The sequence below is a fragment of the Mycobacterium sp. 852014-50255_SCH5639931 genome (assembly GCF_001665605.1).
Lineage (GTDB): Bacteria > Actinomycetota > Actinomycetes > Mycobacteriales > Mycobacteriaceae > Mycobacterium > Mycobacterium paraffinicum.
In genome coordinates this window covers 252,276-274,569 of the sequence record NZ_LZSV01000035.1, presented here as the reverse complement: position 1 = coordinate 274,569, position 22,294 = coordinate 252,276, and the positions used below count along the sequence as shown (strand labels likewise).

The 22,294-nt window shown below is 69.2% G+C and carries 22 protein-coding genes; 5 read left to right on the top strand and 17 right to left on the bottom strand.

Annotated elements, in window-relative coordinates:
• Nucleotides 1-26 precede the first annotated feature (26 nt).
• From A5758_RS22285 to A5758_RS22265, 5 genes are all read left to right on the top strand, one after another.
• Nucleotides 27-632 (top strand): DUF1707 domain-containing protein, encoded by a 606-nt coding sequence (locus tag A5758_RS22285; RefSeq protein WP_067212451.1) that lies wholly within the window; start codon nucleotides 27-29, stop codon nucleotides 630-632.
• Nucleotides 633-642: 10 nt separating this feature from the next.
• Complete coding sequence (gene map / locus A5758_RS22280; protein WP_067744745.1) at nucleotides 643-1,500, top strand: type I methionyl aminopeptidase; 858 nt, start codon at nucleotides 643-645, stop codon at nucleotides 1,498-1,500.
• A gap of 14 nt (nucleotides 1,501-1,514) precedes the next feature.
• Nucleotides 1,515-3,026 carry a cobyric acid synthase gene (locus tag A5758_RS22275; protein ID WP_067744511.1) on the top strand — a complete coding sequence of 504 codons (1,512 nt, stop codon included), beginning with the start codon at nucleotides 1,515-1,517 and terminating at the stop codon, nucleotides 3,024-3,026.
• A gap of 144 nt (nucleotides 3,027-3,170) precedes the next feature.
• Entirely contained in the window at nucleotides 3,171-3,731 is a 561-nt protein-coding gene (locus A5758_RS22270) for an alpha/beta hydrolase (RefSeq protein ID WP_197504017.1), read from the top strand.
• Between the two features lie 99 nt (nucleotides 3,732-3,830).
• Nucleotides 3,831-4,565, top strand: coding sequence for a gamma-glutamyl-gamma-aminobutyrate hydrolase family protein (locus A5758_RS22265; RefSeq protein WP_082939803.1), 735 nt, complete (start codon nucleotides 3,831-3,833; stop codon nucleotides 4,563-4,565).
• 8 nt (nucleotides 4,566-4,573) lie between these two features.
• Here the strand turns inward: A5758_RS22265 and A5758_RS22260 are convergent, their stop codons facing one another.
• The 17 genes from A5758_RS22260 to A5758_RS22180 form a co-directional block, all read right to left on the bottom strand.
• On the bottom strand, nucleotides 4,574-5,464 hold the full coding sequence (locus tag A5758_RS22260; protein ID WP_067744508.1) for a PPE family protein: 891 nt from the start codon (nucleotides 5,462-5,464) through the stop codon (nucleotides 4,574-4,576).
• A 571-nt stretch (nucleotides 5,465-6,035) separates the two neighbouring features.
• Nucleotides 6,036-6,938, bottom strand: a complete 903-nt coding sequence (locus A5758_RS22255; protein WP_156622744.1) for a PPE family protein — start codon at nucleotides 6,936-6,938, stop codon at nucleotides 6,036-6,038.
• 799 nt (nucleotides 6,939-7,737) lie between these two features.
• The gene (locus tag A5758_RS22250) at nucleotides 7,738-8,880 is read right to left on the bottom strand and encodes an alkaline phosphatase family protein (RefSeq protein ID WP_067744502.1); all 1,143 of its coding nucleotides are present in this window, start codon (nucleotides 8,878-8,880) and stop codon (nucleotides 7,738-7,740) included.
• Nucleotides 8,881-8,978: 98 nt separating this feature from the next.
• Complete coding sequence (locus A5758_RS22245; RefSeq protein ID WP_255377755.1) at nucleotides 8,979-9,716, bottom strand: DUF6390 family protein; 738 nt, start codon at nucleotides 9,714-9,716, stop codon at nucleotides 8,979-8,981.
• Nucleotides 9,713-10,843, bottom strand: a complete 1,131-nt coding sequence (gene hypD / locus A5758_RS22240) for a hydrogenase formation protein HypD (protein ID WP_067212477.1) — start codon at nucleotides 10,841-10,843, stop codon at nucleotides 9,713-9,715. Before hypD ends, A5758_RS22245 begins: the two co-directional genes overlap by 4 nt.
• Before the next feature lie 16 nt (nucleotides 10,844-10,859).
• A complete protein-coding gene (locus tag A5758_RS22235; RefSeq protein WP_067212480.1) occupies nucleotides 10,860-11,132 on the bottom strand; it encodes a HypC/HybG/HupF family hydrogenase formation chaperone in 273 nt (90 codons plus the stop codon).
• 71 nt (nucleotides 11,133-11,203) lie between these two features.
• Nucleotides 11,204-12,322, bottom strand: a complete 1,119-nt coding sequence (hypE, locus tag A5758_RS22230) for a hydrogenase expression/formation protein HypE (protein WP_082939802.1) — start codon at nucleotides 12,320-12,322, stop codon at nucleotides 11,204-11,206.
• Entirely contained in the window at nucleotides 12,319-12,993 is a 675-nt protein-coding gene (locus A5758_RS22225; protein WP_067744497.1) for an SIS domain-containing protein, read from the bottom strand. Before A5758_RS22225 ends, hypE begins: the two co-directional genes overlap by 4 nt.
• A complete protein-coding gene (locus A5758_RS22220) occupies nucleotides 12,990-13,709 on the bottom strand; it encodes a HypC/HybG/HupF family hydrogenase formation chaperone (protein WP_067744494.1) in 720 nt (239 codons plus the stop codon). The genes A5758_RS22225 and A5758_RS22220 overlap by 4 nt, the downstream gene beginning before the upstream one ends.
• A 3-nt stretch (nucleotides 13,710-13,712) precedes the next feature.
• Complete coding sequence (hypF, locus tag A5758_RS22215) at nucleotides 13,713-16,055, bottom strand: carbamoyltransferase HypF (RefSeq protein ID WP_067744491.1); 2,343 nt, start codon at nucleotides 16,053-16,055, stop codon at nucleotides 13,713-13,715.
• Between the two features lies 1 nt (nucleotide 16,056).
• Entirely contained in the window at nucleotides 16,057-16,323 is a 267-nt protein-coding gene (locus A5758_RS22210) for a HypC/HybG/HupF family hydrogenase formation chaperone (protein WP_067744488.1), read from the bottom strand.
• Nucleotides 16,314-16,823, bottom strand: coding sequence for a hydrogenase maturation protease (locus tag A5758_RS22205; RefSeq protein WP_067744485.1), 510 nt, complete (start codon nucleotides 16,821-16,823; stop codon nucleotides 16,314-16,316). The genes A5758_RS22210 and A5758_RS22205 overlap by 10 nt, the downstream gene beginning before the upstream one ends.
• Nucleotides 16,824-16,967: 144 nt before the next feature.
• A complete protein-coding gene (locus A5758_RS22200; protein ID WP_067744482.1) occupies nucleotides 16,968-18,293 on the bottom strand; it encodes a hypothetical protein in 1,326 nt (441 codons plus the stop codon).
• Entirely contained in the window at nucleotides 18,290-18,937 is a 648-nt protein-coding gene (locus A5758_RS22195; protein WP_067212501.1) for a DUF6084 family protein, read from the bottom strand. Before A5758_RS22195 ends, A5758_RS22200 begins: the two co-directional genes overlap by 4 nt.
• Nucleotides 18,934-19,560 carry a DUF5947 family protein gene (locus A5758_RS22190; RefSeq protein ID WP_067212505.1) on the bottom strand — a complete coding sequence of 209 codons (627 nt, stop codon included), beginning with the start codon at nucleotides 19,558-19,560 and terminating at the stop codon, nucleotides 18,934-18,936. Before A5758_RS22190 ends, A5758_RS22195 begins: the two co-directional genes overlap by 4 nt.
• Nucleotides 19,557-20,459: a NifU family protein gene (locus A5758_RS22185; protein WP_067744479.1), complete on the bottom strand. Its 903-nt coding sequence runs from the start codon at nucleotides 20,457-20,459 to the stop codon at nucleotides 19,557-19,559. The genes A5758_RS22190 and A5758_RS22185 overlap by 4 nt, the downstream gene beginning before the upstream one ends.
• A 4-nt stretch (nucleotides 20,460-20,463) precedes the next feature.
• Complete coding sequence (locus A5758_RS22180) at nucleotides 20,464-22,263, bottom strand: nickel-dependent hydrogenase large subunit (protein WP_067744477.1); 1,800 nt, start codon at nucleotides 22,261-22,263, stop codon at nucleotides 20,464-20,466.
• Nucleotides 22,264-22,294 lie beyond the last annotated feature (31 nt).

Genomic DNA, 22,294 nt, shown 5'->3' with positions numbered 1-22,294 from the left:
CCAGGGTTCAAGCGTCAGGAAAGGCCATGACTGAGACCGGTGGAGAGATGGTGGCGTTACGGGTCTCGGACGCCGACCGCAACGGCACGATGCGGCGACTGCACAACGCCGTCGCGCTCGGGCTGATCGATATCGACGAGTTCGAGCAGCGCTCGTCGCAGGTGTCCTACGCGCGCACCCGGGGAGACCTCGACGGGCTGGTCGGCGACCTGCCCGGTCCGGGCGCGATCGTCACCTCCGCGGCCGACCGGGTCGAGCTGCGCGGCTGGGCCGGCTCGCTCAAGCGCCAGGGCGAATGGACGGTGCCCACCCGGCTGGCGTTGGTCCGCCGGCTGGGCTCCATCGAGCTCGACCTCACCAAGGCGCGGTTTGCGGGCCCGGTGGTGGTCGTCGAACTCGACATGCGGTTCGGCTCGGTGGAGATCCGGTTGCCGGACGGCGCCAGCGCGTCGATCGACGACGTGGAGGTCTACGTGGGCAGCGCCAGCGACCGCCGCAAGGACGCACCGGGCGAAGGCCGGCCGCACGTCGTTCTGACGGGACGGGTGGTGTGCGGCTCGGTGATCATCCGCGGGCCGCGGCGCTCGTTGATCCGCGGCCGCATCGGCGGAGCCGCCGCGCGGCGTGATTAAGCTGGTCGCCATGCCTGCTCGCACTGCGCTTTCCCCCGGAGAGTTGTCCCCGACTCTGCCGGTGCCCGGCCGCATTCCCCGTCCGGAGTATGCGTGGCAGCCCACCGTGCGGGAGGGCAGCGAGCCGTGGGTGCAGACCCCGGAGGTAATCGAAAAGATGCAGCGCGCCGGCCGGATCGCGGCCGCGGCGCTGCAGGAGGCGGGCAAAGCGGTGGCGCCCGGGGTGACGACCGACGAACTGGACCGGATCGCCCACGAGTACATGATCGACCACGGCGCCTACCCGTCGACCCTGGGCTACAAGGGTTTCCCGAAGTCGTGCTGCACGTCGCTCAACGAGGTCATCTGCCACGGGATCCCGGACTCGACGGTGGTCGAGGACGGCGACATCGTCAACATCGACGTCACGGCCTACATCGACGGGGTGCACGGCGATACCAACGCGACTTTCCTGGCCGGCGACGTCTCCGAGGAGCACCGGCTGCTCGTGGAGCGCACCCACGAGGCGACGATGCGCGCGATCAACGCCGTCAAGCCGGGACGGGCGCTGTCGGTCGTCGGCCGCGTCATTGAGGCGTACGCGAATCGGTTCGGGTACAACGTGGTTCGTGACTTCACCGGTCACGGCATCGGCACCACGTTTCACAACGGACTGGTCGTGCTGCACTACGACCAGCCCTCGGTGACGACGATCATGCAGCCGGGGATGACGTTCACCATCGAACCGATGATCAACCTCGGCGGCCTGGACTACGAGATCTGGGACGACGGCTGGACGGTGGTCACCAAGGACCGCAAGTGGACCGCGCAGTTCGAGCACACGTTGCTGGTGACCGACACCGGCGTCGAAATCCTCACCTCGATATAACAAGCCGTGAATCCTTGAGCGGAGCGCTGCTGGTCGCCGGCACCAGCTCCGACGCCGGGAAATCGGTGGTGGTCGCGGGCCTGTGCCGGTTGCTGGCACGCCGCGGCGTTCGGGTGGCGCCGTTCAAGGCGCAGAACATGTCCAACAATTCCGTGGTCACCGTGGAAGGCGGCGAGATCGGCCGGGCGCAGGCCCTCCAGGCGCGGGCGGCGGGGCTAGCGCCCAGCGTGCGGTTCAATCCGATCCTGCTCAAGCCGGGCAGTGACCGGACGTCGCAATTGGTGATCCGCGGCCAGGTCGCGGATTCGGTCACGGCGGCAAGCTATGTGCGGCATCGCGACCGCCTCGCCGGGATCGTCGCAGACGAATTGTCTTGCCTGCGCGATGATTTTGATGCCGTCATCTGTGAGGGGGCAGGCTCGCCGGCCGAAATCAATCTGCGTGCAACGGATTTGGCGAACATGGGCCTGGCCCGGGCGGCGAACCTGCCGGTGATCCTGGTCGGAGACATCGACCGGGGCGGTCTGCTGGCCCATCTGTTCGGAACGGTCGCGGTGCTCGAGCCCGAAGACCAGGCGCTGATCGCCGGGTTCGTGGTCAACAAATTCCGCGGCGACCCCGCACTGCTGGAACCCGGATTGCGGCAATTGCACGCGATGACCGGCCGCCCGACCTACGGGGTGCTGCCCTACGCCGACGAACTCTGGCTGGACGCCGAGGACTCGCTGTCGGTGGTCGCGCGCCGCCTCGTCGGCACCCCGGAACCGCCGCGCGGGAGCGAGTGGCTGCGGGTGGCCGCGATCCGGTTGCCCCGGATCTCCAACTCCACCGACGTCGAGGCGCTGGCGTGCGAGCCGGGCGTGGCGGTGCGCTGGAGCGCCGACCCCGCCGACCTGGCCGACACCGACCTCATCGTGATTCCCGGCAGCAAATCCACCGTCGCCGACCTGACCTGGCTACGCGATCACGGCCTGGCCGAGGCGATCACCGCGCACGCCGCGGCCGGCAAGCCGGTGCTCGGGATCTGCGGCGGCTTTCAAATGCTGTGCCGGCGCCTCGACGACCCGGTGGAATCGGCGGTCGGCGAAGTCGCCGGGCTGGGGCTGTTGGACGCGGACATCGCCTTCGGCGAGACCAAGATCCTGCGCCGCTGGCCGCCGCCGCTCGCCGGATACGAGATCCATCATGGCCGGGTGTCGCGCTGCGCGGAGGACATCTGGTTCGGCGCGGAGGGCGGGCGCGACTGCCAACCGCACGGCCTGGCGCGTGGCGCGGTCTTCGGCACCCACTGGCACGGGCTGCTCGACAACGACGACTTCCGCCGCGCGTGGCTCACCTGCGTCGCGGCCGCGGCAGGCCGCGACGGGTTCGTCGTCGCCGACACTAACGTCGCCGCGCGCCGCGATGCCCAACTCGATGTGATCGCCGATCTGCTGGCTGACCACCTCGACACCGACGCCGTCCTCGGCCTGCTCGACGGCCCGCCGCCCCGCCGGCCGCACCTGGCAACTCGGTTGGGGCCGTAGGGCATTCGCCGAGCGTCGGCGGCACGACGGCCGAATTGACGGCGACGCAAAACGCGTCGCGCGCGCCCGTAGGGATAGCCGCTGAACGCGGGGGATGTGGAGAAATCGTCCCGCGCGCGGGCCGGTCGGTTGTAGCGTGCGTAGATGCCCTCAATGATGACCACGCTCGACGGGTTCCCCGTCCCGGTAGCGGTGGCTGGTCCGGAACAGGGCGTCGTGGTCGTCATCCTGGGCGACGAGGAGCGCATCCCGGCCGCGTACGACGCGGTCTGCGAACGGCTGCACACCGCGTCGCTTCGGACGGTCGTCATCGGTCTCGACCCGCGCCTGACCCCCAAGTCGGTGGTCGGCATCCTCGACGCGCTGGGAATCGGGTGGGCCGTGGTGGTGGGCGACCGCGCCGGCGGCGAGCTGGCCTGGGAACTGGCCGCGACGAAGCTGGGCCGGTTCGTCGGCCTGGTGGTGATCGATCGCGGCCATCCGCGGGCGGCCGATCGCGACGGCGCGGTTCGCGACGGGCACTGCCCGCCGGTGGAGATCGGCACCACGGTCCTGGTCAGCTCCCCGGCCGCGCGGGCGGTGGCGCGTGCCAGCCAGCAGTATGTCTACGCCGAGTACCGCGTGGTGCATTTGGGCCGGCGGACGGTGCAGGAGTCGACGGCACAGTTGGCCGCCGAGATCGTGTTGCGCACCAGTACCTGGTAGTCCCGCCGGGCGCGCCGAACAGCAACTCGCACAAGCGGTTTGCGGCGACTTCGCGGGTCGCGGGCGGTACCGTGTCGGTCGGGGAAAGGATGCGCGGTTGTGAACGCCTCTGGGCGCCCGGTGGTGGGCCTGACTTCGTACCTGGAGCGGGTGCGGACCGGGATCTGGGACGTGCCGGCGGGTTATCTGCCTGCCGATTACTTCCAGGGTGTCGTGCTGGCCGGCGGGGCCGCGGTGTTGCTACCGCCGCAACCGGCGGAACCTGCGACGGTCGGCCCGGTGCTCGACAGTCTGCACGCGCTGGTGATTACGGGCGGCTACGACGTGGATCCCGCCGCGTATGGGCAACAGCCGCATCCGACCACCGATCAGCCGCGCGCCGCCCGCGACGAATGGGAATTCGCGTTGTTGCGCGGCGCGCTGGACCGGGGACTGCCGGTGCTGGGCATCTGTCGCGGTGCGCAGGTGCTCAATGTGGCGCTGGGCGGCACCCTGCATCAACACCTGCCGGAGGTTCTCGGCCACGACGGACATCGGGCGGGCAACGCGGTGTTCAACAGGTTGACGGTGCGCACCGCGGCGGGCAGCCGGCTGGCCGCGCTGGTCGGGGAGTCCACCGATGCGCCGTGCTACCACCATCAGGCGATCGACAAAGTCGGTGAGGGGCTGATGGTCAGCGCCTGGGACGCCGACGGCGTCGTCGAGGCGCTGGAGTTGCCCGGGGACCGTTTTGTGCTTGCGGTGCAATGGCATCCGGAACAATCCCTGGACGACTTACGCCTCTTCGCCGCGATCGTGGACGCCGCGCGGTCGTATGCCGGGCGCGCGGGCTGACCCGAGCGCTACGCAACCGTTCCGCGGTAGACGGCCATCGGCGCCGCGGCCGTCGCCCAGACCCGTGGTACCGACAGCGCCCCGACCGACGTTGCGCGGCCGACCCGCGCGGTGATTGCCGCGCCGCGAACAGCACGCTGGTCGGGCGCGAGGCAGCGCAAAGCCGCCGCCTTGTTGAGTGAATTCAGGTAGCCGATCGCGACACCCGACGGCGCGGTGAGTGAGCTCAGTTTTGACAGCGGGCAGGTCGCCGACGCGAGGGAGACGTCGAACGTGGCCAGCGGCGACAGGGACAGCGCCCGCAGCGCGCCGGGCGCGGCTGCGATCAGCTGCCGGCCTGCCGATACGACCTCCGGCCCCGATTCCAGTGCCCACGTGCCTCGGCTTGCGCTGCCGGGCGGCAACGTGAACGGCACGATGGCCGCGGCATCCGCCGACGCCGCGGCGTAGGCGTGCATGGCCGCGGCGTCCTGCGCCCACATCCGTTCGTAGTCGGCCTCGGTGGCGGCGATCGCCGGGCTCGCCAGACCCAGGGAGTTCGCCATGATCAGCGATCTGCAATGCACCCGGTTGGCGTCGATCGACGGCGGCGGCACCGTTGCCGCTAACGCCCTTTCGTGTGCGCTCGCCGCAGCGGCGGCCTGGGTTGCCGCTTGCTCGGTGCGTATCGCGGTGGCGTTGAGCCAGTCGATGTAGGACGCCGCGGCTTCGTGCCAGGGGGTGGGATCCTCCCAGCCGGCTCGCAGCTTCGAGATCACCGCCCGGTAGTCCGCGACTGCGGTGTGCAGCCGAGTGGCCAGGCGGGCCCACGCCGACGCGGCTTCGGCCATCGAGTCCGAGCCGGGGCCGGCATGCAGTTGTCCGGAAATGATTTCGGGCGGGAGCATCGTGAAATTCATCGCTATCTCTGCCTAACGACGGCGGTGGGGCCGCGGTTCGAACGGGACTCTTCTCTTGGGACGTAGGCCCGGGGGTTACAGGCCTACCTGCCAAGGAGCCCTCAGCAACGGGCGACGCAGAGCAGCGTCAACAGATCCCGGTCGGACGGAACCGCCCCGGGCGCACGGGATGGTGTGCGGGGCAGCCGAAATACCGCGGCCGCAAACGAAGTCGGTAACGGCGACCCGATCGATGGCGGTGACGAGCGGGCCCATGTGGGCGGCCGATCCCGCGTCATCCATGCGGTCTTGGTGGTCTTGTGATGTGTCGGCGAGGAGCCGGCGGAAAAGCCCGGTGCGGCAGCGCACGCGTTATGCGCTTGCACGTGCGTGGCATCCGCGCGGGCGAGTCCGGAGACCGCGCTCCCACGCGATGCCCAACCCGCTGTGACCGCGCAGAACACACCGAGCACCGCGACCACTGCGATGACGGACCGCCATCGTCGAGTTCTACGGGTATCGCCAACTGTCACAGTGGCCCGAACTTACAACACGAGGCTTGGCCGACAAGCCCAGCGAGCTGTGAAAACGATCAAAGTCCGGTGTGGGTTAGCGGCTCCCCGCCTACGGGGCGCTGGGGTTCAGTTGGCTGCTTGCCCACCGCATTCGGTTTCGCGGCGGGCAGCCATGCCCGCGGCACCGACAACCCGCCAATCGAGATCGCGCGTCCGAAATCCACCAGCACCGCCGCGCGATTACCCCTGCCCGTCTTCGCCGCCGCAGCACCGGTGGCCACGGCGAGCGGGATGCTGGCCTGCCGGGCGAACCCGGTGCGCAGGGAACTCAGCTTGGACAGCGGCGACGACATCGCCAGCACAGCCGTACGGAATCGCCGGCAAGATGCCGAGGATAGCCCGTCGATCGCCGCGGGGAGCATCGAAACCAGTTCCGCGCCGGCCGATATCACTTCGTCGCCGTCGTCGGCGACGGGCGGGGACGTAAAGGGCGTCACGGTCGAGGCGGCCGCAGCGACAGTGGCGTAGGCGTACATGGCGGCGGCGTTCTGCGCCCAGAGCTGGTCGTAGTGGCCCTCCGCGGACGCGATGGCCGGGGTGTTTTGGCGCAGGTGGTTCGTCGCCGCCAGCGACCTTCGCAATGCCCGGTTGGCGACGATGGTCTGCGGCGGCGCGGTCGCGGCCAGCGCCCACTCATACGCGTCGGCCGCCGCGCCGGCGCGGGCGGCGGTTTGCTCCGCTAATGCGGCGGTGGCCTGCAGCCACGCTATGTACGGTGCCGTCGTGTCGCCCATCTGCTGCGCGGCGGGGCCGCGCAAGCCGTCCAGCAGGCCCGCAGAAACGAGGTACTTCGTCGCGGCCTCGCGGAGGTGGTCGGCCAGCCGCTGCCACGTTGTGGCCGCGCTCAGCAGTGATGCGGGGCCGGGGCCGGAATACATTCGCGCGGTGTTGATCTCTGGGGGTAACGCGCCGAAGTCCACCGCTATCTGCCCCCGGCAGGGGCGGGGTGGGTGGCCGCGGATCCAGCGGGCGTGCGGGAGTTGGCTGCAAACATGACTTCCTTGGGTGGGTAGCGACCGACGTTCAGCGTCCGGTCGGGAGTTGCGGGCATGCCGACGGGCTTTGGCCGCTCCGGGCTAACGCCGTCGGCTGTTGGCCGGCGCGCGGCGCCGGCCAGACATGGCTACGAGTGGCTCGGAATGTCGATCAGCGCCTGGACACGCAAAGCTTGGTCAAGAGGTCTTGACCCGCAAGGACAGTCGAGGGTGCGCGTGACGGGCATAAGTCGAGGGGCCGCTGTGCCCCAGTGGCCGACGCGAGTGACGACAGCGTCCACGACCAGCGCGGCACGGACAGCGAAAAGGTCGTCGGCCGATCGCGCTTCAAACCCGCGCTCTTGAATGCCTTGTCGTCGTTCAGGGTGGAGCCGAAGTCGGGATGGCTGCGCGGTGCCGAGCCGTCCCGGAACTGAAGCGTCCCGGTGCCGGTGGTCGCCACCGACACGGCCACGTGCTGCGGTGGGCCGGCCGTCGCCTCAACCTGCAACGCCCAGAATCCGAAGGCAGCGGCGAAAAGGGACAGTGCAGCAACTACGGCCAGAGCCGACTGGCGTCGGGGCCGTCGTGAAGGTCTGCCCGCACCACGGAAACTCACAGTGCTGCCACCGTAGCAGCGCTGGTGAGTGGCGACCCTGTCAGTCCCCTTTGAAAAGGCTTAAAGGTAGCGCAATTTGGGCTGTGAGCGATTCGCGGAAGAAGCCGCAAGGCGGCGCAGCGGCGACTAGTGAGCCGCGGCAGGGGATTTGAAGACGATCAGCGGGATGGCCATTTCGGCGGGCGTCGCCGCGCCGTGAAAGCCTATGAGGCGAGCCGTCTCCGGCGGCTCGTGCCCGGTTGCCAGTACGGCGGCATCGCCGGTGCAGACGGCGACGACGTCGCCGATCCGCGCCAGGTGCGCCGGGCTGACCGGTCCGAACATCCCGGTGGCCACCGCCTGCTCGCGGCTGTAGACGTGCGCCCTGCCGTCGAGTACCTCGCTCCACGCCGCCTGCACATCCGCCGCGGCGCCGGGCTCGGTGTGCAGGTAGCGAACCCTCGGCTCACCGGCGACCACGCGGACTCCCGCGGCCAGCCGCGGGTCGGTGTCGAGGTCGACCCGCGCGTCCGGTGGAACGTTGAAACCGCCGTGGTCGGCGGTCACCAGCAGCGCCGCGTTCGGCGGTAGCGCCTCGACCAGCCGGCTGAGCAGCGTGTCCACCTGGGCGGCCGCTTCGTGCCATCGGGGCGATCCGACGCCGAATACGTGGGCGGCCGTATCCAGGGCGGCGGTGTAGCCGTAGACCAGGCCGGGCGCCGCGCGCAGCTCGTCGGCCACCGCCTGCGCGTTGTCGTCCGTCGGCTGGATCGGGCGGAACTCGGCGCCGCGGTACGCCGCCTCGGTCAGCCCGCTACCCATGAACGCGGCCGGCAAGACGGCGCGTGCGCTCACGCCGGCTTTGTTGAGCCGCCCGAACCACGTGGGTAAGGGTTGCCACTCGGCGTGCGGTGGGTCGTCACGCCACAGGATGTGGTTGAGCACCCGATCGGTGCCCGGCACGTTCAGCGTGAAGCCCAGGATCCCGTGCTCGCCGGGCTGCGCCCCCGTGCCAAGCGAGACCAAACTGGTCGGGGTGGTCGACGGGAAGGTGCAGGTGAGCTCCGTGAGGTGGCCGGCCTGCCCGGCGAGCACGGAGGCGAGCAGCGGGGCGCTGCCGGCCAGCTCCGCAAGCAGATGCCAACCCAGTCCGTCCACCAGCACCACCGCGACCCGATCGACCTGGTCGGCCCCCCCGATGCAGTCGGCCATACCCAGCTCGTCGACGGCGCCCGGCGCGCCGAGCAGAGCGGCGGCCGCGGGCAGCACGTCGCGGAGGGAACCGGGCACGGGGGCCAGTCTGGCACGAGCCGACCCCCAATGGCGGCGACCCGCTTCGCCCGGCTTCGCCGCGCTCGCGATCGCCACGGCCGCGCTCGCGATCGCCGCTAGACGCGCGCCAGTCGGTGGCTCGTCACCCGCAGTTGACGCTCGGTTCCGTCGGCGAGGGCGCCGACCTGCCGCGGTGACAGACGGCCGCACAGCCGCCCCCAGTGCAGCGCGACCTGGTCGCCCGCGGTGGCATCCGGCACCGCGCTGTACCCGTCGATCCAGACGTCGAACACAGCGGACGACGGTTCGGACAGCGCCAGCCCGTCACCGTCGAGCACCAGCCGTCGGCGCAGCACCTCGATCCGGTCGCGGTCACGGGAAAGCACGGTTCCCCAGGTGATGCGGCAGTTGTCGAGCACGTTCAGGGGATGTTCGTCCATACCCCGCCCCAGGAACCGGGTCCACGGGTACACGCCGAAGACGTGGAAACAGTGGTTGGCGGCGGCCTCGCCGGCCAGGTCCGGCGTCAGGTGCGACCAATAGCGGCCCGCCTGCGGGCCGATGATCGCCAGCAATCCGTTGAAGAAGTCCCGGGGGTCCAGGTCGGCGCCGACGCCGCCGCCCAGCCAGTAGGACTCCACCAGCCGGTAATCCAGCGGGTCGGCGATGCCGGTCAGCGTCGACAGCACCCGCAGGTACGGCCACGCCCCGGAGAACGTCGTCGCCGCCCGGCGCACCTCGTCGACCGAACCGTCGCGCAGGGTGGCTCCCAGCGGGGGACCGCAATAACCCAGCGCGTTGGGCGCGTAGGCGTAGCGCGCGAACATATCCGGGCCGTCGGTGTTACCGGTCAAGCGCGCCCCACCAGCTTGACCGCGTCGCGGTGCATTCGGCCGAAGTTGTAGTAGGCGGCGCACGCCCCCTCGGGGGACACCATGCACGTGCCGATCGGGGTCTCCGGGGTGCACGCCGTGCCGAAAACCTTGCACTCCCATGGCTTGAGCACACCCTTGAGCACCTCGCCGCACTGGCACGCCTTGGGATCGGCGACCCGCACGCCCGGCATCGCGAACCGCAGCTCGGCGTCGAATCCCGAAAAGTCGTCGTGCAGCCGCAGCGCGCTTTGCGAGATGAAACCCAGCCCGCGCCACTCGAAGTGGGGGCGCAGCGCAAAAACCTTGCCCATCAACGCCAAAGCGGCGGGATTGCCCCCCTCGGGCACCACGCGCGTGTACTGGTTCTCCACCTCACAGCGGCCCTCCCGGATCTGGGTCAACAGCATCGCGACCGCGGCCAGAATGTCCAGAGGCTCAAACCCGGCTACCACCAAAGGCTTTCGGTACACCTCCGGCACGAACCGGTAGGGGCGATTGCCGACCACCGTGGACACGTGCCCGGGGCCGATGAAACCCGACAGGCGCAGGTCCGGCGACTCCAGGATGGCCTTGATCGGCGGGACGATCATCACGTGGTTGCAGAACACGCTGAAGTTGTTCAGCTTCAGGTCGCGCGCCCGGACCAGGGTGACCGCGGTCGACGGCGCGGTGGTTTCGAAACCGATGGCGAAGAAAACCACGTGCTTGTCCGGATTGTCGAGCGCGATCTTCAGCGCGTCCAGCGGGGAGTAGACGAACCGCACGTCGGCGCCGCGCGCCTTTGCGTCCAGCAGGCTGCCGTGTGATCCGGGCACGCGCATCATGTCGCCGAAGCAGGTGAAGATCACGTCGGGTTGGCCGGCGAGCCACATGGCATCGTCGATGCGGCCCATCGGGATCACGCAGACGGGGCAGCCGGGGCCGTGCACCAGCTCGACGTTGTCGGGCAGCAGGTGCTCGATGCCGTGCCGGTAGATCGTGTGCGTGTGCCCGCCACACACTTCCATGAACTTGAACTGTTCGCCGTCGGCGCCGGCCAGGCGTTCGATGGCGCCCAGCAGCTTGCGGGCCGCGGCCGGATCGCGGAACTCGTCAACGAATTTCATGACGGTCCTTTCGTTCTCAGACGATCGATGAGGAGTCGAAGGCTTGGATCTCGGTGTCGTAGGCGTCGCCGAGCTTCTTGACGGCGGCCAGGGTGAGCAGAGCCTCCGTCTCGTCGATCTTGGCCATCGCGAACCCGACGTGAACCAGGACCCAGTCGTCGGGTTCGGGCATGTCGTCCTCGAGCAGCCGCACGCTGATGGTGCGCTGCACGCCGCTGACGTCGACCTTCGCCAAATAGTCGGCGGGATCGGTGATCTCGACGATCCGGCCCGGAATTCCCAAACACATGTGCGGCCTCCCTTCCTTTCTGGTGGCGATCCGCCGCGCCCGGCTTACGCCGCGCTTGCGATCGCCACGCCCTAGCAGATCCGCGGCAGCGGGTCGCCGACGAGCATGTCGACGATCCGTGTTCCGCCGAATCCGGTTCGCAGCACCACGCTTTCGGCTGGTTCGGTGACGATTTCCCCGACCTCGGCCGCGTCGGCACCCAGGGGATGCGACCGCAGGGCGTCGAGCCCGGCCGCCGCCTCCTCGGGCGCGACGACCGCGACGAGCTTGCCCTCGTTGGCGACGTACAGCGGGTCGATGCCGAGCAGCTCGCAGGCGCCGTTCACCATGGGCGCCACGGGAAGTCGTTCCTCTTCGAGCAGCACCCCGAGACCGCAGGCCTGGGCCAGTTCGTTGCAGACGGTGCCGACTCCGCCCCTCGTCGCATCACGCAGCCAGCGGGTGGACGGCGCGGCCGCCATCAGCAGCTCCACCAGTGGGCTGAGGCACGCGGTGTCGGAGTGGATGTCGGCCTCGATGGCCAGGTCGCCCCGCGCCAGCATGACCGCCATGCCGTGGTCGCCCATCGATCCCGACAGCAGCAGCTTGTCACCGGGCCGCACCGACGCCGCGGACAGCGCGCGTCCCGTGGGAATGACACCGGCCCCGGCGGTGGTGACGAACATGCCGTCGGCGGCGCCCTTGGGCACCACCTTGGTGTCGCCGGTGACGATCCGCACGCCCGCCTTCGCGGCCGCCGCCGCCATGTCGGCGACGATCTCTTTCAATTCGGTGATGGGGAAACCCTCTTCGAGCACGAACGCCGCCGAGATCCACGACGGCACGGCACCGGCCATCGCGAGGTCGTTGCAGGTGCCGTGCACCGCGAGCGCGCCGATGGAGCCACCCGGGAAGCGCCTGGGCTGTACGACGAATGAATCCGTGGACATCGCCAGGCGTTCGCCGCTCGGCAGCGTCAGGACCGCGCTGTCACCGAGTGACTCCAGCAGCGGGTTGCGGAACGCCTCCACGAACACCGCGTCCACCAGCGCCGCCGAGGCTTTGCCGCCCGCGCCGTGGGCCAGCGTCACATGGTCGTCGAGCAACCGGGGCCGGCGCCTGCGGAACGATTCGATCCGCTCGATCACCTCGCCCTCGGCGAATCGTGGTCCCGAGGAAAGGTATTCACCCGCCGACTTCGAATTGCTCATGCCGCCCCCATGCCTTGCTTGCCGCCGAGCTGTTGGTGCACGCTCAGCCAGAGCTGATAGCCCAGCAGCGCTTGCGATTCCTGGATCCGGTGCACGCTCTGCGAACGAACGACGAAGCAGGCGTCCACATTCGGATTGTTCGCGAACGCGCCGCCGTCGTAGCCGGCGAATCCGATGGTGTACAAGCCGCGTTGACGCGCCTCGGCCAGCGCGACGAGCAGGTTGGGCGAACCCCCGCTGGTCGACATGGCGATCGCGATGTCACCGGCCCTGGCGCGGGCGATCAACTGCCGGGCGAACACCAACTCGAATCCGACGTCGTTGCCCAGCGCGGTCAGGATTGCCTGATCGGTGGTCAGGGGCCACGCGGGCAGCGGCATGCCGCCCGGCGGCCGGGCGAACAGCCTCGCCAGGGTGGTGGAATCGGTGCAGCTGCCGCCGTTTCCGAAGGTGAACATGCGCCCGCCCGCCGCGAAACGGCGCGCCAGCTCGGCGGCGGCCTCACCGAGCAACGCGGCGTTGGCTTCCAGTGTCGAGCGCCGCAGCGCCAGGCTTTCGGCCGCCTTCGCCTGCGCCGAGGCGGCCAGGTCGGCCAGCAGCGAGGCGGGATTGTCTTCCTGGGCGTCGATGAACGGATACAGGAAGTTGGTGGGTTCGTCGGCGGTGCTCATCGGCCCTCCTCGTCTTCCAGTCTGCCGATCGCCATGCCCGCGTGCACCAACATCAGGTCCCCGGCTTCGACCGGGTCGATCAGGGTGGTCACCACGTTTTCGATGCCGCGCGCCGTGCGCACCGTGGCGTGCCCGTCGGCCGACGCCGTCACCGCCTCGCCGGGGCGCCCCTCGTCGCTGCAGGTGACGCAAACCGACTCGGCGCGCTCGGGTTTGAGCAGGCCGGGGTGCTCGAAGCACACGTGGGTCAGTTCCCACAGCAGGTGATAGAACAGCACAAAACCGCCCGTCGCGGGCACGCGAGGATCGGGGTCGTCGAGCCACAGCACGTGGTCTGCCATGCCCGCGCCGGGGCGTTCGCCGCTGCCGATCCAGATCGTGGTGGCGCCCCATGCGGGGGCGCGCCGCATCACCGAGCGGACCTGCGCGTCGTCGGCTCCGGAAACCGCGACCACGATGTCGCCCGGCCGCACGGACACTCGCACCAGGTCAACCAGGTCGGGTCCGGTCAGCGCCACCGCGGGCAGGGCCCGTTTGCCCATGATCACCGGGTGCACGAACTCGACCGCGATGTGCAGTGCGTGCGGTTCCCACGACGGCGCGATGGACCACATGGTCGCTCCCGCCGCGAAGCGCTTGGCGAGCGTGAACGCGGTGGCGGCGAGGTCTTCGGCCAATTCAGCGCCCAGCCCGCGATCGATGGCTGTGGTGGTCATGGGTCAACCCTCCTCCCGCGCGGTCAGCATGGAGATCGCGGCCTGACCCAGGGCGAGCCCGCCGTCGTTGGGCGGAACGATGTGGTGGGTCAGCACCTCGAATCCCGCCAGCTGCAACCGCTGACGACACGCTCTCAGCAACAACACGTTCTGGAATACCCCACCGGTGAGGCCCACCAACCGGGTGGCGCCGGCCACCTGACCGACCACCTTGGCCACGGCGTCCGCGACGGCCTCGTGAAAAGCCGCGGCCAGCAGCGCGGGTCGCGTACCGGTGTAGAGCGCCGACACCAACGTCTGCACCATCGGGGCGGGATCGATCACCCCGTCGGCGCCCACCATGAGCGGTAGCGACGGCCCGGCCTGCGCATCCGCCGACTGCGCCAGCGCCTCCAGCTCGATGGCGGCCTGGCCTTCGTAGTCGATGCGGTGCCGCACGCCGAGCAACGAGGCGACCGCGTCGAACAGGCGGCCCATACTCGAGCAGGGCACGCATCCGGTTCCCGTCTCCAATTGCGAACGGGTCAGACGCAATTCGTCCGGCGTCGCGGCCGCGACGGGGGCCAGGTCGGGGGTCCAGTCGATGCCGGCCGACCACAACTGCGAGAGCGCCATCCGCCACGGGTTGCGGACAGCCGCATCACCGCCGGGCAGTGGTACTCCCAACAGGTGGCCGGCCCGTACGAATCGCTGGCTGTCGTGGCCGAGCCGGAGAATCTCCCCGCCCCAGATGGTCTGGTCGCATCCGTAACCCGTGCCGTCGAAGGAGACCCCGACGACGGGTTCTCCGATTCGCCCGTGCTCGGCCAGCAGCGACACCACGTGCGCGTGGTGGTGCTGGATGAGGTCCAGCGGTCGACCGTCCGCGCGGCGCTCCGCCCAGCTTCGGGTGTGATACCCGGGATGCAGGTCGGCGGCCAACCGCGCCGGCTCACCGCGCATTTCGCTGAGTTGGCGCACCGCCCGCTCGAACGCGCGCAACGTCTCCCAGCTGCCCATGTCGCCGATGTGCCCGGACAGATAGGCGCGTGCGCCGTCGGTGAGGCAGAAGGTGTTCTTCAATTCCCCGCCAACGGCCAGCACCGCGGGGCCCTCGGTATTCAAGTCGACCGGCAGCGGTGCATACCCGCGGGACCGCCGGATCGGCAGTTCGCACCCGTCGACCACCCGCACCACCGAGTCATCGCACGGCACGTGGATCGGGCGATCGTGGTCGAGGACCGCATCACACAGCGCCGGAAGTCGTTGTCCGGCATCGTCATCGGTGAAGCAGATGGGTTCGTCGGATCGGTTGGCGCTGGTGAGCACCAGCGCGGTCGGGACGGCCTCGGCGGCGCCGGGCACGGGCGCCAACAGCAGGTGATGGATGGGGGAGTACGGCAGCATGAGTCCCAGCAGCGGGCTACCCGGAGCGACGGCGTCGGCGACCGGCGCAGTGTCGTTCGGGGATCGGCGTCGCAGCAACACGATCGGACGGGCGGGGCCCAGCAGCACGGCGGCCTCGTCGTCGTCGACGTGGGCGTAGCGGCGCGCGACGTCCAGATCACGGACCAGCATGGCAAACGGCTTGGCGCCGCGCGCCTTTCGCGCCCGCAGCGCGGCGGCGGCCGCGCCGTCGCTGACGGAGCAGGCCAAGTGGTAACCCCCGACGCCCTTGATGGCCACCACCGCGCCGGCGGCCAGCGCGCGTTGGGTGGCCGCCAGCGCTGCGTCCGCTCCGTCGATGCGTCCGCTCGCCGACCGGAACCACAGGGACGGCCCGCATTCGGGGCAGGCGATCGGCTGCGCGTGGAAGCGCCGATCCGCCGGGTCGTGGTATTCGGCGGCGCAGCGCGCACACATGGGGAACCCGGACATGGTGGTGGCCGGGCGGTCGTAGGGCAGCTCGCGGATGATGGTGAATCGCGGCCCGCAGTTGGTGCAGGTGATGAAGGGGTGGCGGTAGCGCCGGTCGCGCGGGTCGAAGAGTTCGGAGACGCAGTCGTCGCACGCCGCGATGTCGGGCGGAATCGGCGTCGTCTCGCCGGCGAGGTTCCGGCTGGCCACAATCCGGAACCCGCGTTCGGCGCCGGCATCGGCGGCGAGCTCGCTGACCGTGACGTCGCGGATCCGGGCCAGCGGCGGCGCCTCGGCGCGGAGGCGGCGGCCGAATTCGGCTATGCGTGCGCGCTCGCCCTGCACCTCAAGGAACACGGCGCCCGAATCGTTGCCGACGAAGCCGGACAGGCCGAGTTCGGTCGCGATGCGGTGGACGAATGGCCGGAAGCCAACCCCCTGCACGACACCGGTCACGGTGAAGCGCTGCCGAACGTCGCGTTGCCGCAGCAGCAGGGGGGGCGAGGTCATCTCAGCCGACCTCCGGAAAGTCCGTTGGGTCCGTGCGGCCCCGGCCCATCAGCTCGAGGCCCGCCAGCGCCTGTTCGGCGCCCGCGCGGTCCGTCTTCTCGACGGCGAAGCCCATGTGAATGATTATCCAGTCGCCCGGGGCGAATGTCTCCTCCGGCAGCATGCCTACGTTGACCCTGCGCTGTTCGCCGGTGACGTCGACCAGGACCAGCTGCCCTTCGAAGCCGTCCAGCATCCGGATCACTTGGCCGGGGATCCCTAAACACATGGCTCAGTACCCTCTCGACTGGTTGCGACCGAGTGCGCCTGCAACGCCGCGACGATCTCCTCGACGGCCCGCGCGGCGCGGGGAACCGCCTGGGCCACCGGCTCGGTGAGGCCGATACCCTCCTCGACGCTGCCCGCCTCGCACCCGACGACGACCGTGTAGGGCGGATTGCCGCCCAGCGCCCGCAGGCTGGCGAATACCGCGGCCGGGTCCATGCTGTGGCCGTCGAAACCCATTGCGGCGGGACCTGATTCATGATCGGCCTGGAAAACGTGCAATGTGCCGGGGCTGCCGCGGCTGGGGACGGCGTCAACGAGCACCAGGGTGTCCCAGTCCTCGAGCAGGTCGTAGGCCAAGTGCATGCCGCTGATGCCGTAGTCGGTGACGCGGATGCTCGCACCGTCCTGCGGGATCTCGGCGGTGCGGATCACTTCTGATCCGAATCCGTCGTCGCCCAGGAAGATGTTGCCGATGCCCGCTACCAGGATGCGCGCTGTCATTTCGCGAGCCGGTTACATCCGCCTCAGTTTCAGGTAGCGGCGGGCATCGGGCAGGGATGCCACCCCAAGCGCCACCCCGATCGCCACCACCAACGCGATGATCGCGATGAATATCCAACCCAGGATCTCCATCTCGGACTCCTTTCACGAGTTTGCCGGGCTGCGTTGAGCTTCCAGAGGCTCGATTTCGTCGGGGGAGAAGTACAGGTAGCGGCCATACCAGTCATGCAGGTCGGCGGCCGGGTCGTCCTCGACGACGACCGCGACGTGCTTGGTGCCCTCGACGTCCTCGTGCACCGAGGTGACGCGGGCGGTCTTGCCGGCGACGAAAATGTCCTGCGCGTCGGCGTTGCGCCTCGGCCGCAACCGGACCCGGCTGCCGCGCGCCACCCTGACCCCGTTCACCAGCACCGCATCGATTTCCGGGCGTACGGCGTTGTCGGCCAGTGGATCCCACCAATCGACCCCGTCAGGGATCTCCGGGACCAGGCCCGAGATCGCGTGGGGATCGCGCAGCACGCCGTGCAGGCGAGCCATCGCGTCGGGAGACATGGCGTCACATTGGTCGATGATTCGCGCCGCCCGTGGATCGGTGGCCCGGGCCTGCGCCTTCTCCTCGTCCGTCATGGTCATCACGCGCAGGGTGAGGATCTCGTCGATCTCGGTGCAGTCATACAGGGCGGTGTCGCTCTGCTCGGCGACCTCCGGGTGGTCGTAGAGGATGATCGGCGAGATCAACAGCAATTCCCGGGTGCCGGGGGGGCCGGCCAGCACCGGAAAGCAGCGGTGCTGGCTGCACCGGGCTGCCGCGTCGACCGCTGCGGGCGGCGGCTCGAGCAGCGAAACGAACTGCCCGCCCTCGAGTTCGGCGATGAGGTGCGTTCCAATCATGGACCGCGCGATCGAGTCGTTCTTGTCCGCTGCACCGTCGCCGATGTTGCTGACCCGCACCGACACCCGGCACAGGTCGCCGTCCGCCTCGCTGGCGACCGTGAGCACGCCACGTACCTCCCGTCGTTGCCGCACTAGGCGCCCGCCATCGAGGAATTCGATGTCGGTGCCCGCGTCCGCCGTCACCGACAGTGTCCACGGCCGGCCGTCGAGGGCGACAGGGCCGAAGGACCTTTCGCATTCGACCGCTTCGTCCCAGGTCAGCCACGATCCGCCCGGGGTGGCGAGCTCGTCGACGGGCTCGTATTCCCCCGGGGTGACTTCGCGCTCGGCCCGGCGGTGCTGCAACTGCAGGAATCGCACCACCAGGGTCAGCTCCCCGGCGCCGTCGACCAGGAACTGTGCCGCCAGGGTGTCGTCCTCGCCCAGGCCGGCCTCCGCGGCCCCGGGCGGGCCCAGAACGCCGAATTGCCAGCGTGATTGGTTCTTGCTCGAGGTGCCGCGGTAAGGGTAGAGCAAGTAGCCCTCGTAAAGCACCGCGTCGGCGACGGCGCGGGCCCGGTCCCGATCCTCGGTCACCGCGCCGTCTCCCGGTCCGCGTCCAGCAGTGCGGTGATCGCGTGGTCGAGGTCGAGCAGCCCGTGCGCCGACTTGTAGGCGGCCAGCGCGGTGATGGTTTCGTGGCTCAGCCGCAGCCAGCCGGCGTTCGGGTAGTGCTGGGCCATCAGCTGCCGCCAGACCGTGACCGGCATGTCGTAGCGGCATTCACAGTCCCACGGGACTTGCTGGACGGAAAACCCGCGTTCGGATTTGACGAAAATCGTTCCGCTGAAGAGGAACTGGAGCGGTAGCGCCGCGTCGCGCAGCGCATGCAGGTATTTGGCGGCGGCGACCTCGAAGTCGTAGGTGCAATCCAGCGGCAGCGCCACCGTCGTGTTGCCGGCGAAACCCTGCACCATCGCGGTGCAGTGCTGCCAGAGGAAGGTGCGCTGGGTGCTCGCCCAGCGTTCGCGCGGCCCGAACAGGTCGAGCAGCCCGGCGGCTTCGTCGTCGGAGTACGAGCGTCGCAGCGGCTCGATGCGGACCTGGCAGCGCAGGGCGATCGCGTGCACCGGGTCGCCTCCGCCATCGCCGGTGTCGACGGCGACCCGCGCCGTCAGCACCGGGCTGACGGTGTACGGCTCGGGCGCCACGTCGAGGACCGAGAAGTCGACGTCCATCATGGCGGTGTTCTCACAGCGCGCGCTTCGAGGTGGGAGAAGAAGCCGTCGATGAACTCGCGCGCCTCCTGCCCTCCGTCGAACCCACGCCACAGCATGCGCAGTCGCCCGACGAATTCGTAGCAGGCGTCGATGGGGACGAGATAGCTCTGCGGCGCACCGGATTCGGGGACCCGGACCAGCAGCGCCTCGACGTCGTCGACCAGCAGGCCCACCCGGGCGTCGGCGCCGCTGAGCGCGTCCCAAACGTCCAGCGCGAGCTCGGATTCGCAGGCGCCGGCCGGTCCGGGATAGAAGGCGACGGTGCGCCCGAGTGCGGAGTTCGTGAAGAAGAAGGCGACGCCCACCGGGATCTGCAACGCCTCCCAGGCGCGGCGATCCAGCGCGAAGCCCGGGAATGACAGATACCGGTCGGGCACGGCGCGGTAGCGGAGCTCCGCCTGGGAGTCGGTGAACAGCAGATAGCAGGCTCGGCATACGCACATGAGCTGGCGGTCAGCCACATTCACCACGTGCTGATGGGTGTCAGCGATCGATTCGGAGCACATCTCACACCGCTCCCCGGCCGGTTCGGGGGCCGCACGGTTGCTGCGGATGCGGGTCAGGACCTCGTACGGGGTCGTCATGCCGGGGCGCCCATCGGTTCGGCCAGCGCTACCGATGGCACCCCGTCGCGCACCAGCAGGGGGAGCGGCTCGAGGTGAGTTCCGCCTGCGCCGGCACCCGCGTGGACGACGTCGAACTGCATGCCGCAGCGCGGGCAGCCCAGCAGCGTCTCGCGCAGTCGTGCACCCGCCAACGAGTCGTCACACACCGGACAGTGGTCACGGTAGGCCAGCGGCAGGTCGCCGATCCTGCACACCACCAGCGGGGTGTCCGACACCAGGAAACCCGCCACCTCGCCGGGCTCCAGCTCGGCCAGTTCGGGTACCGGGTACCAGGTCGAGCTCGTCGAATGCAGATGGGCCAGTAGGGATTCGGCGGGTATCACGGCCGGGCCGGGCGCGGATTCGGCGGTCACCACCTCGATCGACGAGACCTCGGGCGCGGCGGCGCGCACCGCGTCCTGGACCGCCAATTCCAGCGTCACCGCCGATGACGGACAGCTCTTGCAACTGCCGGTGAATGCGAGCCGCACGCTATCGCCGTCGACTCCGATCAGGTCGACGTCACCACCGTGCGAGCCCAGGTACGGCCGCACCCGGTCGAGCGCGTCGGACACCCTGCGGTGCACGTCGTGGGGGTGCAGGCCGTGGACGAGGAGCAGGCTGGCCACCAGGTCGTCGGTGGCCAGCCGCTCGGCCAGGCCCGGGCCTGGTCCGTCCCGGGAGCCCTCTTGAGCCAGCAGCATGATCCGTTCCAGCCCGGCCCCGTAGAGCCCGACCACTTCCCGGACCAACTCCCTCGCGCGTTCCTGCGCGGCCGCCCCGCTCGCCGCGCAGGAATCCAGCAGGGTCTGGATCCGATCGCCCGCTGTGCGCCAACGCGCCGCACTGTCGTCAAGGGTTTCCGGGCGATCCACCATCTCCTCACTCCCCGACGGGTGACTGAGTTGGCGTGTGCAGTCTCTCCAGGGTCTTGCCTTTGCCCAGGTACATGTGCACACCGCAGGGCAGGCACGGATCGAAGCTGCGCACCGTGCGCATGACGTCGATGCCCTTGAAGTTCTCCCGGCTGTTCTCCTCGAAGATCGGTTGACCCTGCACCGCGTCCTCGTACGGCCCGGGCGTGCCGTAGCTGTCGCGCGGGTTGGCGTTCCACGGGGTGGGCGGGTACGGGTGGTAGTTGGCGATCTTGCCGTCCCGGATCACCAGGTGGTGGCTGAGCACGCCGCGCACCGCCTCGGTGAAGCCGCACCCGATGGCTTCGTCGGGCACGTCGAACTTCTCCCACGTCTTGGTGCGGCCGGCACGGATCTCGGTCAACGCCTTCTCGGCGAAGTACAACGCGCACGCCGCAGCGTAGGCCTGGAAGTAGGTGCGCGCCCGGTCGCGCTCGATGGTGTTGCTGCCGTATTTGGGCACCTTCCATTCGAACTCGACCGGACCCTTGAGCGCGGTCTTGGGCAGGTTGATCTTGACGCTGTTGCCGGTCGCCTTGACGTAGCCGATGTCGACCAGGCCGGCCAGCGCGGTCGACCACAACCGGGCCAGCGGGCCACCGCCGGTGTCCAGCGCCAGGTGGTCCTTGCCGTCGAACCAGCGCGGCGACATCACCCAGCTGTACTTGCCGCCGTCCATGTCCCGCTTCTGCGGGTGCGGGTTGGTGTGCTGGTTCCACGGGTGGCGCCGGTCCACCGCGTTGCCCAGGGGATCGGTCTTGACGAACATCTCCTGCTCGGTCCAGTCGTCGTAATACGAACTGCCCAAGAGGATCCGGATGCCGAGGTTGATGTCCACCAGCGAGTGGGTGAGCAGTTTGCCGTCGACCACCACGCCCGGGGTCACGAACATGGCGTTGCCCCAGCGCTCCATGTCCTTGTATGCGAAGTTGCACACCTCGGGGTCCTGGAAGGAGCCCCAGCAGCCGAGCAGGGTGCGGCGCAGCCCGACCTTCTCGTAACCGGGTAGCGCCTCGTAGAAGAAGTCGAACAGGTCGTCGTGCATGGGCACGACCTTCTTCATGAACTCCACGTACCGCATCAGCCGGGTCATGTAGTCGGTCATCAGCTGAATCGTCGCGACGGTGCCGACCCCACCGGGGTACAGCGTGGACGGGTGCACGTGGCGACCCTCCATGAGGCAGAACATCTCTCGCGTCCAGCGGCTGACGGCCAGCGCCTCGCGGTAGAACTCGCCGGTGAACGGGTTGAGCGACCGCATGATGTCGGCGATCGTCCGGTACCCGTGGGCGTCGGCCTGAGGCGCGGGCGTCTTCTCGGCGAGCGAAAGCACACTCGGGTTGGTCTCGGACACCATCTTCTCGCAGAAGTCCACGCCGACCAGGTTCTCCTGAAAGATGTTGTGGTCGAACATGTATTCCGCGGCCTCACCGAGGTTGACGATCCACTCGCCGAGGTGCGGTGGCTTGACGCCGTACGCCATGTTCTGCGCGTAGCACGAGCAGGTCGCGTGGTTGTCACCGCAGATCCCGCAGATGCGGCTGGTGATGAAGTGGGCGTCGCGAGGATCCTTGCCCTTCATGAAGATCGAGTAGCCGCGAAAGATCGACGAGGTGCTGTGGCACTCGACGACTTCGCGGTTCTCGAAGTCGATCTTGGTGTAGATGCCCAAGCTGCCCACGATCCTGGTGATGGGGTCCCAGGCCATGTCGACCAGTTGGCCGGGTTCCCGCTTGGCGTGGGTGGGCTCCGGAATGATGGTTGTCATCGCACTTCTTCTTCCCGCTGTGGGCTCTTGA